Annotated in this window: 6 protein-coding genes and 2 pseudogenes; 7 read left to right on the top strand and 1 reads right to left on the bottom strand. The window is 50.2% G+C overall.

What is annotated here, in order from left to right; all coding sequences use genetic code 11:
- The first annotated feature begins 154 nt into the window (after positions 1 to 154).
- Positions 155 to 478: pseudogene (locus NDI48_13940) on the top strand (filamentous hemagglutinin N-terminal domain-containing protein).
- A gap of 1,706 nt (positions 479 to 2,184) precedes the next feature.
- Here the strand turns inward: NDI48_13940 and NDI48_13935 are convergent.
- Positions 2,185 to 2,376: pseudogene (locus NDI48_13935) on the bottom strand (hypothetical protein).
- An 808-nt stretch (positions 2,377 to 3,184) separates the two neighbouring features.
- Here NDI48_13935 and NDI48_13930 point away from each other — a divergent pair.
- The 6 genes from NDI48_13930 to NDI48_13905 all read left to right on the top strand — a co-directional run bounded on the left by NDI48_13930 (position 3,185) and on the right by NDI48_13905 (position 19,209).
- On the top strand, positions 3,185 to 4,972 hold the full coding sequence (locus NDI48_13930) for a CHAT domain-containing protein (protein MEP0832272.1): 1,788 nt from the start codon (positions 3,185 to 3,187) through the stop codon (positions 4,970 to 4,972).
- A 555-nt stretch (positions 4,973 to 5,527) separates the two neighbouring features.
- Positions 5,528 to 6,445, top strand: a complete 918-nt coding sequence (locus NDI48_13925; GenBank protein ID MEP0832271.1) for a DUF11 domain-containing protein — start codon at positions 5,528 to 5,530, stop codon at positions 6,443 to 6,445.
- Positions 6,442 to 10,881, top strand: coding sequence for a porin (locus NDI48_13920; GenBank protein ID MEP0832270.1), 4,440 nt, complete (start codon positions 6,442 to 6,444; stop codon positions 10,879 to 10,881). The genes NDI48_13925 and NDI48_13920 overlap by 4 nt, the downstream gene beginning before the upstream one ends.
- Positions 10,882 to 11,239: 358 nt before the next feature.
- A complete protein-coding gene (locus tag NDI48_13915; protein MEP0832269.1) occupies positions 11,240 to 13,399 on the top strand; it encodes an OmpA family protein in 2,160 nt (719 codons plus the stop codon).
- Complete coding sequence (locus NDI48_13910; protein ID MEP0832268.1) at positions 13,399 to 16,386, top strand: DUF11 domain-containing protein; 2,988 nt, start codon at positions 13,399 to 13,401, stop codon at positions 16,384 to 16,386. Before NDI48_13915 ends, NDI48_13910 begins: the two co-directional genes overlap by 1 nt.
- 450 nt (positions 16,387 to 16,836) lie before the next feature.
- Positions 16,837 to 19,209, top strand: coding sequence for a DUF11 domain-containing protein (locus tag NDI48_13905; GenBank protein ID MEP0832267.1), 2,373 nt, complete (start codon positions 16,837 to 16,839; stop codon positions 19,207 to 19,209).
- Positions 19,210 to 19,360: the final 151 nt, after the last annotated feature.

Genomic DNA, 19,360 nt, shown 5'->3' with positions numbered 1-19,360 from the left:
CTCGATCGCATCAGGCTTAGTGCTTCTCCCTCATCACTATCAAGTCTTCGCTTACAACTAGGGGAGTCAACAGCGCGTGAATGTATTTGTAAAGCTTTTTAAAAAAGGCTTGACGACTGTGCCATGGTTCGGGGCATTTTCTGTCTGTTTAGGAGTGCTTCAGACTATTTCATCTGCCCATGCACAACCCATTACACCTGCTGCTGACCAGACCAATACTATTGTCACTCCCAACGGCAACCAAATTAACATTTCAGGCGGTACCGCCTCAGGGGATGGTACTAATCTTTTTCAGAGTTTTGAGCAATTTGGTCTGGATGCCGGTCAAGTTGCCAACTTCATGTCTAATCCCCAGATTCGCAATATTTTAGGTCGCGTTGTTGGGGGTAATCCCTCCTTCATTAACGGACTCATTCAGGTGAGTGGAGGCAACTCCAACTTATTTTTAATGAATCCCGCCGGGATAGTTTTTGGTGCTTCGGCTAGCTTAAATGTTCCAGCTTCCTTTACAGCGACTACCGCGACAGGAATTGGATTCGGTGGCAATCATTGGTTTAATGCTTTTGGCGATAATGACTATCCGAACTTAATTGGCACCCCTAGTCAGTTTGCCTTTGACCTTTCTCAACCCGGAAGCATCATCAATGCGGGTAATCTTGCCGTATCACCGGGACAAAATCTAATGTTACTTGGGGGCAGCATCCTTAATACGGGCACAGTGAGTGCTCCCGGCGGAACGATTACCCTGGCTGCTGTAGCGGGTGAAAATTTAGTCCGAATTAGCAAACCCGGACACCTACTCAGTATCGAGATTGAACCCAAGACAGTAGGTGGACAGACGATATCCTTTAACCCTCTTGATTTGCCAACGCTACTCACGGGCACGATAGGTACTGTGGGAGTGCCCCTGTCTGCGGTTCCCACGGAGGCAGGAACGGTAAGGGTTTCTGGCACTCTGGATGCTTCTGATTCAACTGGGGGGAAGATAGGCGGTAACGTCAATGTTTTAGGGACAAATGTCAATCTCGTTGGAGCCAATATCAACGCCTCTGGGAGTGATGGAGGTGGCACCGTACTCATCGGTGGAGATTATCGCGGGTTAGGCACAGTACCCAATGCTGAGTTTACCCATGTGGATAGCAACACCACTATTCAAGCGAATGCGCTCACACAGGGTAATGGCGGCAAGGTTATCGTGTGGGGCAATAACACCACGAACTTCCAAGGTCAGATTACAGCACAGGGGGGTACTTTTGGGGGTAACGGTGGGTTTGCGGAAGTATCCGGTGCCCAGACGTTGAAGTATCAGGGTGTAACAAATTTACTTGCACCCAATGGACAGACGGGGAACTTACTGTTAGACCCCGAAACCTTTATCATTGCCAATTCAGGTGGGGACATTACCCCAGAGAGCGTAGTCGCTGCCCTGACAACGGCTAATGTGACCTTTGATGCCACGAATTTCCTCACCGTCGCTGATGCGATTAACTCCACGAGTGGGTTTAATTTAACCCTGGATGCACCCACGATTAACTTGAATGCACCCATTACCCTAGGGGGTCAACTCTTGGGTACAGCCAACAATACCACGGTGAATGTGGGGTTGGCTGGCAGGATTCAAAATGGCGTAGATGTGGCGACAAGTGGAGCAAATGTCAATCTCGCCACGGGAACCTTCACCGAGTCCGTCACAATTAACAAATCCCTCACGTTAACGGGTGCAGGCGCTGGTAATACTACCGTGAGTGGCAATAATGCTTTCCGCGTCTTCCAGATTAACCCGGGTGTGAATGCCACCCTTCAAGACTTGACAATTGCCAACGGCAATGTAATTGGGTCTGGGGGTGGCATTTTGAATCAAGGCACACTAACGATTAACAACGCCGTATTCAATAACAACCGCGCCACAGGTTCAACGGGTGGGCCAGGACAAACTGCCGCCCCATTCAACCCTGGTCTTGGAGGTACAGTCAATGGTTTTGGTGGTGCAATCTTCAACCAAGGCACTCTGAATGTCAGTAATACTACATTTTCTAGCAATGTCGCTCAGGGTGGTCAAGGTGGCTCTAACGCTAGCTTTGGCAGTGGTGGTGCTGGTGGTGGTGCTGGTATTGGAGGTGCCATCTTCAACGACGGGGGCGTTGTGAATATTGCCGCCTCTACGTTTGTCAACAATCAAGCCACGGGTGGCAATGGCGGCAATGGTGGCCCTGGCGCTAGCGGTCCTGGCAGTGGTGGTGGCGGTAATGGGGGTAATGGCGGTAATAGTGGCAACCCTGGTACTAATGGCACCGACGGAAACTTTGGTGGCGGCGGCGGTTCTGGCGGCAGCCTAGGTGGTAGAGGGGGTAATGGCGGTTTTGGCGGCGGTGGTGGGGGTGCTGCTAGCAATGATAATTTTCTTCGGCTTCCGGGTGGGACGGGCGGCTTCGGTGCTGGGAATGGCGGTTCTCACAATGTTGTTCTTGCTGGAATCGGCGGTGGCGGCGGCGGCGGCGGAACTGGACTCGGCGGGGCTGTATTTAATAACGGTGGAACAGTTCGCATTACCTCTAGTACTTTTTCTAGCAACCAGGTACGGGGCGGAAGTGGAGGTGGAACACCAAGCGGTGGCAGTTCTCAGGGCGGTGATGGTGGCAGTGGCTACGGTGGAGCGGTTTTTAACAACAATCCGTCTGGGACTTTAACGCTCATCAATAATACCTTCTTCAACAACCAGGCTAATGGTGGGGCTGGGGGTGGCATTTACGAAGGAAACACGGGTGCCATTGCTGGCCTTAATGGCGAAGGTCGGGGGGGTGGTATAGCCAACAACGGCGGCACTATTAGCTTCGGAAACAATATTATCGCTGGAAACATTGCTGCCACAGGAAATCCCGATGGTCGCAACTTTACAGGGACGTTAACCTCTACGGGTTATAACCTTTTGGGAGGCAACGGTGCTGATTTGGGCGCGATCGCAACTGACTTAAAGCTAGCCACTCTGGGTGTCGGTCTTGAACGCGTTATCGATACAACTCTCGCCAATAACGGTGGTGCTACCCAAACTCATGCGTTACTTCCTGGCAGTCCCGCCATTAATGCAGGAACAACGGTTGCAGGTGTCACCACCGACCAGCGAGGGGTATCCCGCACAGGGATTGGTGACCCGGTTCCTGATATTGGTGCCTATGAAGCTATTCGAGTGTTATTCGGCAATCCCACTTACAGTATTAATCCTAATGCAACCCAAGCTGCGATCGCGGTTCAAGTAGACCGCACGCCTGCGATTGGGGCTGGGGGAAATATCAGCGTTAACTACAATACGGCTGATGGCACGGCCATCTCTGGCACCGACTACACCACCACCACGGGAACCCTCACGTTCACCAATTCTGTCACCCGCCAGAATTTTAATGTCCCTATCCTCAGTACCGCGAGGAATAATCGCACCGTTAATCTCAGCCTGACTAATCCTAAAAATGCTCTGTTGGGGAGTCCCAATTCTGCCCTGCTTACCCTCTTGCAACCCCTGCCAGTCCCTTCTCCCACACCATCACCCTCTCCTACACCGTCACCCTCTCCTTCTCCCACACCGTCACCCTCACCCTCTCCCACCCCGGCAGCAACCCTTAATCCTGTTGACTTGACGTTACCCCAGAAACCGCTAGAGCCAGCACCGATTCAAAACAACAACTCTCAGCCGCTAGAGAGGGCTGTGGAGAGTATTGACCAATCCTCGACTACGGATTTTGAACAATATCTCGGCATCAGTGAAACACCAGGCATCAGCTTGGTGCAAGCTCGGAATCTCCTGCGCGGCATAGAAAGTACCACAGGCGTTAAACCCGCCGTTATTTATGCCATCTTTGTCCCTGAAAGCGTGACTCCATCGCCGGCTACATCTCAAGGTTTAGATAAAGATTCGGCGGAACTTTTACTGTTGCGTGCCCTGAAGCCGAGTCCGCGCGATCGCTTAGAATTGATTTTAATTTCTGGCAACGGTAAACCCATCCGTAAATCCGTCAATATCACCCGTGCCGAAGTGATAGCCATGGCGGCACAGTTTCGGTTTACAGTGACCAATGCCCGCGATGCTTTAGGCTATCTCGCCCCAGCCCGAAAAATGTATCAATGGCTGATGGCTCCCTTAGAAGCTGACATCGAGCAGCGAGAAATTAAAAATTTGACCTATATCACCGACAGTGGATTACGCACCATCCCCTTGGCTGCCCTCCATGATGGTAAGGGGTTTATTGTAGAACGCTACAGTGTCGGCTTGATGCCCAGTCTTTCCCTCACGGATACCCGTTACGGCGATATCCACTCATCCGAGGTACTCGCCATGGGAGCTAGTGAGTTTAGAGACAACCGACCTTTACCCGCTGTACCTGTAGAATTGACCACCATCACCCAAGCTTGGCAAGGTGTATCGTTCCTCAATCAAGGCTTTACCCTAGAAAACCTGAAGTTGCAGCGGGCAAAAACTCCCTTTGGCATTATCCACCTAGCAACTCATGCCGAATTTCTGCCTGGAAAACCTGCTAACTCTTATATTCAGTTGCAAGACCAGAAGATGGCTCCGTTGCAGCTTAAGTCTGTGGGATGGGCGAACCCGCCCGTGGAATTATTGGTGCTGTCTGCCTGCCGCACGGCGGTAGGAGACGAGGAAGTGGAATTAGGCTTTGCGGGGCTAGCCATACAAGCGGGAGTTAAATCGGCCTTAGCCAGTCTGTGGTATGTCAATGATGAAGCGACGTTGGGGTTAATGAGTGAGTTTTACCAACAGCTCAAAACCGCTCCCATTAAAACCGAGGCTCTGCGAAGAGTACAGTTAGCGATGCTATCGGGAAAGGTGCATATCAAAAATCAGCAGTTGCTTACCAGCGAGGGCGAGTTTCCCCTGCCCACGGAATTAATGGGTGTGGGTGATAGAGGTTTCTCCCATCCTTACTATTGGAGTGGCTTTACGATGATTGGTAATCCCTGGTAAACTCTCTCAAGAGAGATATTTCATTCATGGCTTGGTAATTCGTGGCTGAGTTTGACTGAAACTTCAGCGTTGAGCTAATTAATCAGACGGGATAGTTCTTCGGCGTTATTGGCAACAATTTTTTAGGACTTACGCATTGACACAAATCCCAAAACCTAGGTTAATACGTATACACGTTATACCTTATATGGCCTGCTGAGACTCTCAGAAACAAACTGAAGGAAAGCAGCAAAAGAACTAAGATTTCTGGCTTACTATAAGGTCATTGTGTTCTCGGTGCTCTACAATAATAAACTTGGATAATTTACGTCGCCAACCGGGTTGAAACCCTAGTCGTAAATGCCTGTTATACTCTTTCAAAAAGCAGCTTACATCTTACAGATTAAGCTCCTTTGTTATGCTCAGCATCAGGGAGTCTACTAAACTCTTAAAAAAGTTGATTTCTCTTGTTTTGAGAGAATCTATGAAATCTACCAAAAGTTAGTCAGGGCATCTACTATCCAGCCTCTACTCTAACGTTATAAAATCAAACCCATTCCAGGGTGCTACCTTCTGATGAAATTTCTAATACCGCAGTTGGGCAGTTTTGAACTGCTTTTCACTGCTTTTCTGACCGCATTCTTCGTCGCTGGTGCGTCACCGCTTACCGCTCAAACTGAAATCAAAAATTCCGCTTCCGCGTCGGGAGGGAATTTACCAGACGTTGTTCAGTCCAATGAAACTACACTGACGGCTGGTCAAGCGATTCTTCAATTAGTCAAAACCGCAGATCGCGCTGCGGCTGAACCCGGTGATACCGTCATTTATCGCCTCGCACTGACCAACACCGGACAGGTTCCAGCCAATCAGATTACGATAACCGACACACCACCACTAGGCGTGCGGTTTTTGCCAGAGTCGTTGCAAGGCGCACTCACCACTGGCGGTACCACCACACCCGTGAATTTGCCTCCGGCCGTAACCGCAGATCGGCAAATCACTTTTACCTATCCAAATCTCGCGCCGGGGGATACACTCACGATTATTTATGCGTCTGTGGTCACACCCGACGCCGTCCGAGGGGATGGGAGAAATGTGGCGCGGGAGCCTCGAAGCAATCTAGCGGCCTTTCAACTCCGGATTCGGCAGGGCATTTTATCCGACTGTGCCACTATCGTCGGTCGCGTATTTGTCGATAAAAACTTTGACGGTCAGCAGCAACCTGGAGAACCGGGAGTACCGAATGCTGTGCTTTTCATGGATGACGGCAATCGCATCACCACCGATGCCAATGGCTTATTCTCTTTAGTCAACGTCATCGCCGGCAATCGCACAGCCACATTGGATTTGAGCAGTCTGCCGGGATACAGCCTTGCTCCGAACATCAAATTCATTGAAGGCAATAGTCAGTCACGCCTTGTGCGGCTCGAACCGGGCGGAATGGCTCGGATGAATTTTGCCGTGACACCCGCTTATGGGGAGCAGCAGCCATGAAACGTCCTCAAGAAAAGCCAAACAGTCAGGATGAAATATTAAGGATGAAGCATGAAATCATCCATCAATTCGTGAAAGAGATTTCGCCTTCCACCCAACCGAATGCTAGCCATTTGGGCAACAAATTGAACGCAGAATCCAGCCGCACAAAGCGCAGGCTTCATCCTTCCGAGTTGACCCGTCCAACTTTCCCCAACAAGATTACTTTTTACCTTTTACTGTCGAAAGGATGGTTTCCCTCACTCAGCTTGAGTTTACTTACAACCGTATTGGGAACCATCGGGCTTCTGCCTACGGCGAAGGCTGACGAATTGCCAGAACCGCCGAATTTAGGTTTAGGGAAAGATGAAGTCTTAACAACAGATGTCCCCCTAAAACTTGGACTGGGAACAGAGATTTCATCAGTCTCGGAATATCGCTCAACTCATTTCAATCAAGCGCTGAAGAATGAACCCTTAAATCTAAAAAATGAATCCCTTAATCCTGCATTTTTTTATGATTTGCCGGGTGACAATCAGAAACTTCAGATATTAACTGACTCGCTTAAAGGTGAGGGAAAAAAGGTGCCCCAAACCGTAGAAATACTCCCTAAAAACGCCTCTGCCGAGTCATCTGTACTCCCGTCTTTAAACATAGACTCTACAGCAATTGATGCTCAAAGACAGGCAGATAGACGACTTCACGCTTCAGAGGATAGTGTTTCCCGAAGCGAAATCCTTAAAAGTCAGGAATCCGGAGCCACAGAACAACCCCAACACACCCTAGCATCGGAAAGACAGGCAGAGGAGCAACCAGAAAATCTGGGGGAGTCTGCTCGAAAACCGCCTATCCTGACCCTAACCGATGACCCCAACCGAGTCAGAATCCTATCGCCTTCCCTGGCCTTAAAGCAAAACGACGCCCCAGCCACAGCACCCGCCGGACTGGCTCCAGGCACGGTTCGCATCCTCACTCCCCAAAGTGGCGTTACCGATAATCCGTCTACGAACCTCGTCATTCAATACAACGCCAGTGACTCGGTTCAGGTCAGTGTGAACCAAAAACCCCTCGACCCGAAGACAGCCACTCAGCAGAACCGGGATGAGGCACAAAACCTGATTAACCAAGCTTGGTACAACATCCCCCTAAAAGAGGGCGACAATACCCTCACCGTCCAAGCCGGAAACGGCGCACCCGTGAGTATTCAGGTTGTGGTGCAAAAGACCGCCCTCAAACTGGAATTTGCTCCCGTAGGCGACCCCCGTGTGTCAGCCGATGGTCGTTCCACCCTCACCCTTTCCGGACGAATTACCGATGAAAAGGGTCAACTTTTGAGCGAAGATAGCCTAGTCACCTTGACCGCGACAGCAGGGCAGTTTGTCGGTGCCGACCAAGACAAAGACCAACCCGGTTTTCAGGTGATGGCACGGGGAGGACAATTCAGCGCCCAACTCCAATCCAGCCTAGAGGCGCAAAAAGTGCGAATTCGTGCCGCCCTCGTCGAGCCAAAAGAGAATATAGGGACAGCCCAAGGTTCAATCAGGAGTCAAGGAGAGACAGGGAATTCTTCAGCACGTTACTCCGAGTCATCGAATCTCCCCCTCTCCGCCGCTTCCCCGGCGGCGGTGGCACAAACCCCCTTGGAAGCTTACACCCAGGTGGAATTCGTGACCAATTTACGCCCCTCCTTGGTTTCGGGCGTAATTAACCTGCGAATTGGGCCATCCGGAACTAACTTTTGGGGCAGGCGGCGAGACTTCCTCAACCCAGAAACCATCGACGACGGCACGGAATTTGACTTACAAGGAGCCGTTTTTGCCACAGGACGAATTGGCGAGTGGCTGTTCACGGGGGCTTACAACAGCAGCCGCAACCTCAACGAAACCTGTGATGGCATCACCCGTCTGTTCCGAGGGCCACAGTTTTGCGAACAACAGTATCCCGTAACTGGGGATAGTTCTACCGTTGATTACCTTACCCCCTCCATCGATAGCGTTTATCTCCGCTTTGAGCGCAATGCCGGACTGGGGAAAGAACCCGACTATGTGATGTGGGGAGACTATAACAGCAACGAGTTCGCCAGAGAATCCCAACTGTTTACCGCCACCACCCGCCAGTTGCACGGCTTTAAAGGCAATTACAACTTTGGCAACCTGCAACTCACCGCCATGTTCTCGCGCAACCTCCAAGGGTTCCAGCGGGATACCATTGCGCCCAATGGCACCAGTGGTTATTACTTCGTGTCTCGACGACGCCTAGTGCCGGGAAGTGAGAACATCTTTATCGAAACCGAAGAAGCCAATCGTCCCGGTACGGTGATTTCCCGCAAGCCTCTAGGACGGGGAGCGGATTATGAGATTGATTATGACCGGGGCACGATTTTATTTCGCCGTCCGGTTCTCGCCACCGAGTTTGCCTTTTTTGATGCGCCGTTGAGTGAGGCCGGTGCTGGCTCAACCCTGCTCGTGCGGCGGATTGTCGTTACTTACCAATATGAGGGGGGTATTGAGAGTGACGACACCAATCTCTATGCAGGGCGCGTACAATACAACTTCTCGCAAGCGTTCCAGCGAGAAAGCTGGCTTGCTGGAACCTACCTGCGCCAAGAACAGGGAATCCAAGACTTTGAACTGTATGGTGCAGACTTCCGGCTTGCCCTAGGCACCAACGGACAAATCATTGGGGAAGTGGCTCATTCGGAGAATGACTCCCTGTTTCGAGGCAATGTCTCCGGTTCTGCGTATCGCTTAGAGGCGAATGCGACTATCCTTCCTGGACTGCTGGGACGAGCCTATTACCGCTCCGTTGAGGAAAACTTTAGCAATGATGCCACCCTCAGCTTTACGCCTGGACAAACTCGCTACGGTGCTGCGATCGCTTATTCTCTCGGTTCCAGCACCACCTTACGCGCCGGATACGACTACGAAGAAAACTTCGGTGTCTCCCCCCTCGTCCGCACCGACTTCTTCGATTTGTTCAACCCAGGCGTCGCCGTCCCTCCGGGTACTGGGGTTAACAACTCCCTAACCACCATCAGCGCGGGAGTGCAGCAAAAAATTGGCAATGCAGCATTAAGTGTTGATTTTGTCAACCGTGATCGCGAAGACCGAGTCGGCAATGTATTCACCGGTAGCGCCTCCCAACTGGTTTCCCGGCTGGGACTCCCCATTAGTGAAAGCCTGACGTTCCTGGCCCAAAACGAACTGAGCCTCGGCGATAATGACCCCCTCTACCCCAATCGCACCACCTTAGGCATGGATTGGAGAGCTTACAAAGGGGTTACCCTGCGTCTCGCCCACCAATTCTTTGATGGTGGCATTCTGGGCAACGATTCCATCACCAGCCTCGACACGATTTTGTCCCACAACATTTGGGATAACACCACCATCACTGGTCGCTACTCTGTGATTAGTGGCTTCAACGGGGTAACCGGACAGGGGGCAGTGGGACTCAATCACCGTTGGGCCGTTTCCCCTGGATTACTGGTAAATCTGGGCTATGAGCATACCTTTAGCAACAGCGGGATTCCCACTGCGGCAGGGGTGCGCTTTGCACAACCCTATACCGTTGGTCAAACCGCTTCCTCCCTCGCCTTGTTGGGGGGTGATGTGTTCAATATCGGCGTTGAATATACCGATAACCCCGACTTTAAAGCCTCTGCTCGCTTAGAACACCGCATGGGTTCCGGCAACAACAATACCGTGTTTTCCATTGCCGGGGCAGGGAAACTCTCTCCCTCCTTAACCCTGCTTGCCCGTTACGAGCAAGCCAACTTTGCCAACCAGCTGATTGAAGGGTTGAAAGATACGGCAAACCTGCGCGTAGGTTTAGCTTATCGCGACCCCAATAGCGATCGCTGGAACGCGCTGATGCGCTATGAGTACCGCAAAAACCCCTCGACCATTCCCGAAACCCTACTGTTTGGCAGTGGCACCGGTTCCACAGAACACCTTTTAGCCGGAGAGGCGATTTTTGCCCCCAGTTGGCGTTGGGAATTTTATGGCAAAGGCGCAGTCCGCTACAGCGACACCGATTTAGCTAATAACTTCTCCAATTCTTCTACCATCTTCCTGACCCAACTCCGCGCTGCCTACCGCTTGAATTACCGGATGGATTTGGCGGTGGAAGGACGCTGGATTGGTCAAGATTCGCCCAGTTACAGCGAAACAGGCTTTGCGGTAGAAACAGGCTATTATGTCACCCCCGATTTGCGCCTAGCCTTGGGCTATAGCTTTGGCGGTGTGGATGACCGAGACTTTACCGGTTATCGCTCTAAAGGCGGCGTTTACTTCAATTTGACCTTCAAAGTCAACGAACTCTTCGGCGGTTTTGGACGGCAAAGAGTGGTGCCACCCCAACAGCAGGAATCGCTGACAAAACCCGTTGCCAACGAGCAAGCACCGGATACCCCAGGGACGCAATCGAGCCGCCCTTCTAATACCACGAGTGAGGAGTGAATAGTTAGGAGTGCAATACAAATTATTGAAATTTTCGGTCATGCGGGGAGTCAACTGTCAAGGGTCAAACTTGAAAAAGGCAGAAGAAGGAAGGCAGAAGAAGGAAGGCAGAAGAAGGAAGGCAGAAGAAGGAAGGCAGAAGAAGGAAGGCAGAAGAAGGAAGGCAGAAGAAGGAAGGCAGAAGAAGGAAGGCAGAAGAAGGAAGGCAGAAGAAGGAAGGCAGAAGAAGGAAGGCAGAAGAAGGAATGTCCTTGCCCAATACCTTCGACATGAACCCACGACTGAAAGGAGTAAGGGTATCAAGCCTAGAGTGAACAATGTTCACTGGCTCCTGTTCAGGAGGGGTTTGAATCTCCTTGTGAACAAAACCTTTTGCCTTCCGCCTTTTGCCTTCTGCCTTCCTCAACTGCTCCTGTTTAGCGTTTTAGTCGCGCCACTGAGGGCGACAGCGCAACCGACCAATTCTGTATCCGTGGTGGTGAATAGTAATCAGGATGGCCTGATTCAACCCGACAATAGCTTAACCTTGCGGGAGGCGATCGCCCTTGTCAATGGTGAACTCAGCCTTGGGCTATTGAGTGAGGCGGAAAAAGCCCAAGTTCGACCCCTCGACGCCAATACACCCTCTCGCATTGAATTTAATTTACCCCCAGACCAAACCACTATTTACCTCACGGCACTATTACCATCCTTAGCCAATCCGGGGTTGGTGGTGGATGGTACAACCCAACCGGGTTATGATGCAACCCGTTCGCCAACGGCAGAAATTGAAATCCCTATTCCTGTGGTGGCTCTAGCCCCCGCACCCAACCAAGAAGTCTTACGGGGACTAACCATTGTCGCCGATAACATCACCGTGCGGGGTTTAAGTATCTATGGCTTTGGCAAGTGGGGTGGGGCGACACTCAACACACCACCGGGAGATATTGTGATCGACCGGAATCCTTCATTTCCCGATGTAACGCTCCAGGCACCCACCTCTAGTTTGGATTTGAGGAGTCCTAAACCCAACTCCAAACCCAGCGAATCCCAGCCACCGAAGAATGTCGCGATTGAACTGAATTGGTTGGGTATCCCACCCAATGGGCAAATGCCCAGTCAGTTATCGGCCTTTGGCTTGTACGTGTTTAACAGTCAAGGAACTACAATCCGACGCAACCGCATTGCCAACCATCAGGGTAGTGGCATCATTACCGGCGCTCAAGCCGAAAATATGCTGGTAACAGAGAACATCATCGTGGCTAATGGGCTAGCTGGAATGCCCGATGCCATTCGCCTAGAAGGGGAGATTGACCAGTCGCAAATTACAGGCAATTTAATTTGTGGCAATGATGGCAGTGGGGTGTATTTATTTAAGCCCAACGGTGCTGTACAAATTCGCAATAACCAAATCACCTCGAACGGCAGACGCTTGCGTCAGGCGGCTGTTTACCTGATGGGAAATAATCACCAGGTGATGGATAACCAAATTCGTTATCAGTCAGGGCCGGGTGTGGTGGTGACGGCTTATCCGAAAAACGATGTCCAGCAGAATCGCTCCTCTGCGCGCAACAGGATTGAGAACAATCGCTTTGCCCAACTCGAAGGGTTGAGCATTGACCTCAACACCCAACAGAATGTTAACCCGATTCATTTTCAACGCGGGGATGGCCCGAATCCCCTCCGGAATTCCCCCAACCGACGCGAAGAAACGGGGAACTCAGCGATTAATGCGCCGCAGTTTCACAGTTCGGAGTTTTTTGTATTGGGAAGAGAGGTGAAGCTGTTTGGAAAAGCTGATCCGGGTTCAACGGTTGAAGTGTATCGAGTTCGGGAAAATACGACTATTCCCTATGGCCCGTTAAGTGAACCCCTCACGAGTGTAACTACAGATGAGAAAGGGGATTTTAGCGTCACTCTCGATAATTTACAGCCTGGGGAAAAAGTCAGCGCGATCGCAACTCATCCCCAGTACGGCACCTCTGAACCCGCGCTCAATGCCAGGGTTCTCGCGGCGGATGGGACTGGCACAGCCCAACCTGATGCACCTTCTGGTGTGATTCCCCCATGTACAACCGCACAAGTACCACCCACTCCCCCAGAACCGACTCCTCCACCAGAACAACTGAGGCTCTCCATAGCACGGAATATCCATTTCGCTCTCGACCAATCCACCATCAGTCCGGAAAGCGCCGCCATCCTCGACCAAATTGGTGAAGTAATGCGCTCTTATCCCTTTCTCACCGTTGACATTCAGGGTCACACTGACCCCCGTGCCAGTGCGGCCTACAACCAAGCCTTAGGAATGCGTCGTGCGATCGCCGCACGAAATTATCTGTTGCGTCAAGGAATTGCTCCAGAACGCTTGACAATTCGGTCATTTGGTGAAGTAGAACGCCGAACCACGGGCACTGACGTTGTGGATTATGCACGCGATCGCCGCGTGGAATTCATCTTCCAAGACACGAGAGGCTTGGAAATCATCTTTGAAAATCAAGAAACCGACTTGCAAGTAGAACCTAGGGGAGGATCGAGGTAGTGCAGCGCAATTCCCAGCGAATCGGCGTCCAGACGTGGAAAAAAAAAGCCCAAATATTGATCGGCTTGGCTTTATCTTCTGCGAATAAAATCATGCCCCGTCGGAGTCAGAGGGTGATGTTCCCCTATCCAAAAGTATCATTCCGGTTGCGGAAGTTGGGGCATGGGCTAATCAGCCTCTTGACTCTGTTGGCGGTGGTAGTGGGCTACTACCCTCCAGCCTTAACACAGGGAGCTGCGGGGAGTTTTATTTGCGATCGGACTTTGTACATCAGTCAAGGACCAGCTACCGGAGCGACTACACTCTCCAGCGTTATCACAACGCCTAATTTTGCGCTTAACACTGTCGGCATTGCAACTCGTCAATACAACGCCATAGGATTTAATATTCAAGATGGCTTCATTTATGGTATTGCACCCAATTCGGGTAACCCTGATTCTGGTAACGGAGCCAATCCTCCATCACTTTATCAAATTAATAGTAGTGGAACAGCTATCCCACGAGGCCCCGCAACTGGGTTTCCGGTACTCCCAGCCCCAGATGCGGGCGGTAGGCGTAATGCTTTTGCAGGTGATATCGATAGAAATGGACTCTACTACGTCTATCTCACCACTTTTGATCCTTTAGGTGTCACGCCTAACCCGCCTGCTCCTGCGGATCAACCGAACTTCTTTGCGATCAATCTAGCCACTAATACTGTCGTCAGCTCGCGGACACTCGCAGGTACTAGCTTTGCCGACATCTCCTTCAATCCCGTGGATGATCAGCTTTATTCCTTTGACAGCAACCGAAAACAGATGGCTCGCATCGACCCGACGACGGGTGTAGTCACGTACTTTGGCAATCCAATAACCAATGTTGCTGTTGGTAATGCTGCGGTTGGTGCATCTTTCTTCGATGCGTTTGGGAACTTCTACGTTGTAGAGAGTAATGGTAATGTTAGTAATTTATTGGTAGCTCGTAACGTTGCAAACGCTAACCCAATCGTTTTTGAACAACAGAACCAGACCTCTATTGGAGCCATATCAAGATTTGATGGTGCATCTTGTGCCTTTGCGCCGATCGCGGAGAAAATTGTCGATCCTCAATCAGTAGCCGCCAATGGCATCGTTACATACAGATATCGCATTGCTAACCAGCTAGGACAGCCATTAAGCACGGCAAACTTGACTTTCACCGACCAGTTACCTCCTGGGTTAATCTACGTCGATCAAACGCTAGACAATACTAGCGTGGGTGGCACTCCTAATGCTTATGGCGGAACTCCAGTGCTGGAAATTGCAGGGATTACCATCCCACCTAGAGGTTCTGTTGAAATCACCGTCAATGTCCGGGTCAGTTTGAGTGCAACTCCTGGCACAGTCTTGAATCAAGCCACAATCAATAACGTTCCATCCGTGCCTGGACTGACCCTTCCACCTACGATTCCGTCAGATTTTCCCCCCTCAGGCATCTACCCTGATCAGACACCCTTAGTCATTACTCCAGCTCCCCCCACTCCGAGGATTGGTTTGACAAAGGCAGTGGCATCGAGCGTTAATCTTGGCGGCGGTGTCTTCCGAGTGACTTACGCACTCGTCGTCAGCAACCTAGGGAATGTTGACCTCAACAATGTGCAAGTTATTGAAAATCTCACCACTACCTTTGCTAACGCAACGTCCTTTACCGTTTCCCCGAATAGTGTTAGCAGTCCAAGCGGCGACCTCACTCCTAATCCCAACTACGATGGTCGCACTGACTTCAATCTGTTAGCAGGTACAAACAACACATTAGTCGTTGGTCAAAGCAAGACCATTCAATTTATTGTCGATGTCACTCCTGGTGCCAACCTTGGCCCTTACAACAACCAAGCTCAGGCGACAGGTCAAAGTCCTGCGGGCCCGACTGAAGACTTCTCTCAAAATGGCACAAACCCAGACCCCGATGGCAATGGCATCGCCAACGAGCCTAATAACAACCAACCCACACCAGTCAGCTTCAACCAAATACCGGCTTTAGGAGTTGCCAAGGAACTCGTTTCCATTGTTCCTTCTGATGGAGGAAACTCCACCGTAACTTACAGAATTCGTGCCCGAAACTACGGGCAAGAGAATCTCACTAATCTTCAGCTTACGGAGAACCTTGCCACTACCTTTGATACCATACCGTTTACAGTTCCTGCCAATAGTGTCACAAGTCCTAATGGCAACCTTACGCCTAATTCTAACTACAATGGTCGTACTGACATTAATTTGCTATCGGGTACAGATACCTTAGCTGTTGGTGAAACAAAAGTCCTTGAATTGGTCGTCATTATCACCCCAGGTAACCAAACTCGTACCTATGAAAACGTGGTACAAGGAACAGCTCAAAGTCCTTCTGGCTCAGTGAGCGATCAATCGCAAGCTGGGATTAATCCAGACCCGGATAATGATGGCAACCCAACCAATAACAATGACCAGACTCCATTGGATGTAGGGCCAAACTTACGCTTGGTGAAACGCATTACAAATGTAATCCGAGGTGGTGCGCCCATTAGTGGAATTGACTTCCAGAGCTTTGTTGATAACCCCAATGACCTCAACGACAATGTTTCTGGTTGGTCTCAACTGCCGGGTGGAGTTCTCACGGGTGTTTTCCGCATCGCTTCCGATGCTCTCTTACAGACTGGAGATGAAGTCGAATATACCGTTTATTACCTCTCGGATGGAACTCAATCTGTCACCGATGCCAAAGTCTGTGACCCCATTCCAGAGAAAACCACATTTATTCCTGATAGTTTTCAACCGGGGCAAGGGATTTTGTTGAATCAACAGGCAACAAATACATCTCTAACTAACGCCCCAGATACAGACAAAGGGACATTCTTTTCCCGTCTAACTCCGGTTACCTCTCCCTGTCCCAATACCAACAACTCTAACGGATCAATCTTAGTGAATCTGGGAGAACTGCCCACGACGCCGCCAAGTAATATTGGTTTTATCCGCTTCCGCGTCAGAATCGATTAATAGTTAGTAGATGAGCTAGGGGTAGAGAGGGTCATGCCCACTCTATTCCTATAGATAGGTTTGGTAACTGTAGCAAAGCGCTAATATCAACTCTTCTGGTTTCATCAGGTGGCAAGAAAGCAATTCGCTGACTTTGTTAGCAAAATCCAGAATAAGTGTAAGCGCTCTTGGTAGCAGCGCTTATGCACGAGCTATTTCAAACCTCTGAGATGTCTTAACTTTTTAATCATCAATAGAGCTGAATAAAAGTCTTTGATTAGCAACGTTTGATTGGGCGTTGCTTTCGTTTTTCCTTTGGGAAAGTTACAAGCTAGCGGCTCGATGTCAAATGCTTATGTGGTAAAAAATGGATTGATTTTTTGAAAACTATCTGTACAAAAGCTGTATTTGTGCTAGTTTGGTATTTTTTTCTCTTGCCAAAAGCATCGTGAAAGAGAGGTTAACAAGGTCGTGTATCGCAATTACCTCCCACCAGCCGCTCAAAATTGGAAGAGAAAGGCACTCATCGCCATCACTAGAGGGGGCAATTATTGGCGCAAACGAATCAATCGTTTGACCGCTTTTTTTGCTGCTTTAATTTTAGCGATCGCATTGAGTTATTCTCCTCCAGCGCCAGCACAATCTTCAGCGAGTTTTCCTTGTACAAACACATTGTATGTGAGTCGAGGACAAGGCACGGATGTGACGGATGTGAGCGCCCCAACGGAACTCAACACCGTAAACATCAACGTCAATCCGTTTACCCTAAACCCGATTGCTGGTATTGTCATCCCTCCGAATATCCGCTACAACGCGATCGGCTTTAATTTTCAAGATGGATTGATCTACGGCATCGATCCCGACACACGGGCTGTTTATCGGATTGCGCCCAATGGAGTACCAACTTCTCTAGGTGTTCCTGCGGGTTTACCTGGACAACCGATTTTGTATTTAGCTGGCGATGTCGATGTCAATGGCAACTACCTGATCTTAAGTAGTAATCCGCAGAACCCACAGAACCAGCAACTATTTACAATTAATGTCACAGGAGCTGCGGCAACATTGGTTGGTACGACCGTCACCCTATCACAACCGACTGACATAGCCGACTTTGCCATCAATCCCAGAGATGGACAGCTCTATGGCTTTGATACTATCTCAAGGCAGGTCGCGAGAATTGACCGCACGACTGGCGCGCTTAGCTTCTTGCCTTCACTCAATCCCCAAATTGGTACGGTTGGGGGAGCCTTCTTTGATGCCTTTGGTCAGTTTTTCGCCTACGAAACGAGCCCTAATAACAGTGCTTTCTACCTTGTGGATGTAGGTACGGTCGAGAGTCCCGGTACAGGTCAATTTAGCCTACTCAGTATTGCACAAGGAGTAGTCAGAAATGATGGTGCCGCTTGTGCTTTTGCCGTACAAGTCGAGAAGAGTGTGTCACCCGAAACAGTGCCTGCGGGGGGAACCGTCACCTACATCTATCGCATTGCCAACAGCAGTCCGTTGACCTTAACGAACTTGAGGTTTAGGGACGAACTGCAAAATGGAAGGACATTCGTTGCTGACACGCTAAGGTTAACAGAGATTAGTGGTAGCACTCCCAACAACTATGGCAGTACTAACCTCTTGGAAATCACGGGTATCACGATTCAAGCCAGAACCATTGCCCAAATCAGCGTGGATGTTCGGATTCCGCCTAACACCCCCCCTGGCACCATCTTCAATCAATCCGAACTTTTTGGTCTTCCACCTAACTTCGGCGATTCGACGCTTCTATCAGATTACATTCCTGTGGTGGGATTCCCTGACCCCACACCGTTGCAAGTTACAGCCAGTCCGATTATTGGTGCCGCTAAGACCGTAGCTTCCGTGGTTGACCTGGGTAACGGCAATTTCCAACTCACCTACACCATCACCATCCAGAATTTGGGCAATGTTGACCTCAACAATGTCCAAGTCACGGAAAATCTTTCCAATACCTTTGGTTCGACGCCATTCACTGTCAATCGCGTCAGCAGTCCAACGGGTAACCTTGCCCCCAATAACAACTTCAATGGCGTCAATGATACAAATCTACTCTCTGGCACCGACACCTTAGTGATCGGGCAAACAAAAACAATTGAACTGCTTGTTACTATTACCCCCGGTAATCAACTCAGTCCCTACGACAATCAAGCGGAGGCAACAGCTCAGAGTCCCGTCGGCCCCACGCGTGACACTTCCACCGATGGTGTGAACCCCGATCCAGATGGCAACGGCAACCCCAGTGATAACAACAACACGACTCCGCTTGATTTAGCGAACCCTCCAGGGACAGAACCACGCTTGCGGTTGGTGAAGCGTATCACCAATGCAACGCGAAGCGATGTGCCCATTAGCGGTATTAACTTCAATAGTGTGGTAAATGACCCCAAAGATATGACTGATGATGCTTCGGGCTGGTCTCAATTGCCTGGAGGGTTGTTAGGGGTAATCAACCTAGAATCAGAAACACCCTTACAAAATGGAGATGAAGTCGAGTACACTATTTATTTCCTCTCCGATGGCTCCCAAGAGGTTAACAATGCTCGTCTTTGTGACCCCATTCCCTCTGGAACCACGTTTATCTTTGAGAGTTTTGGCGGCGGTCGTGGAATTTTGTTAAATCAAAATGGCACGCAGACCCCCCAAACGAATGCATCGGATACAGACCAGGGAACATTTGCCTCTCCTCTAACCCCCGTAACCTCTCCCTGTCCGAATACCAACAATCCCAATGGCTCTGTTTTATTGCAACTGGGAGATCTTCCCAACACAACTCCAGGTAATGTCGGATTTGTGCGCTTTGCCGTCAAAATTGACTAATTCTTGTCTTAATGCCACCAGTATCACCGAACATACTAGAGCATAGGTTCAGGAGTCAGTTTCTCAATGGAAAGCTGGGAAGTACGGGGCGGGGGGATAGAGAAAAGTTGTTTTTTAACTCTCTCGACTCACTGTTTTATCCTTATGACTC

It is taken from the genome of Microcoleus sp. AS-A8, from assembly GCA_039962225.1.
Taxonomy (GTDB): Bacteria; Cyanobacteriota; Cyanobacteriia; order Cyanobacteriales; family Coleofasciculaceae; genus Allocoleopsis.
The sequence above is the reverse complement of the archived record's forward strand: the minus strand, read 5'-3'. Positions and strand labels throughout refer to the sequence as shown.

Excerpts from the sequence above, each read along its gene's own strand:
- NDI48_13925 (MEP0832271.1), top strand. The coding sequence starts at position 5,528 with ATGAAATTTCTAATACCGCAGTTGGGCAGTTTTGAACTGCTTTTCACT.
- NDI48_13920 (MEP0832270.1), top strand. The coding sequence starts at position 6,442 with ATGAAACGTCCTCAAGAAAAGCCAAACAGTCAGGATGAAATATTAAGG.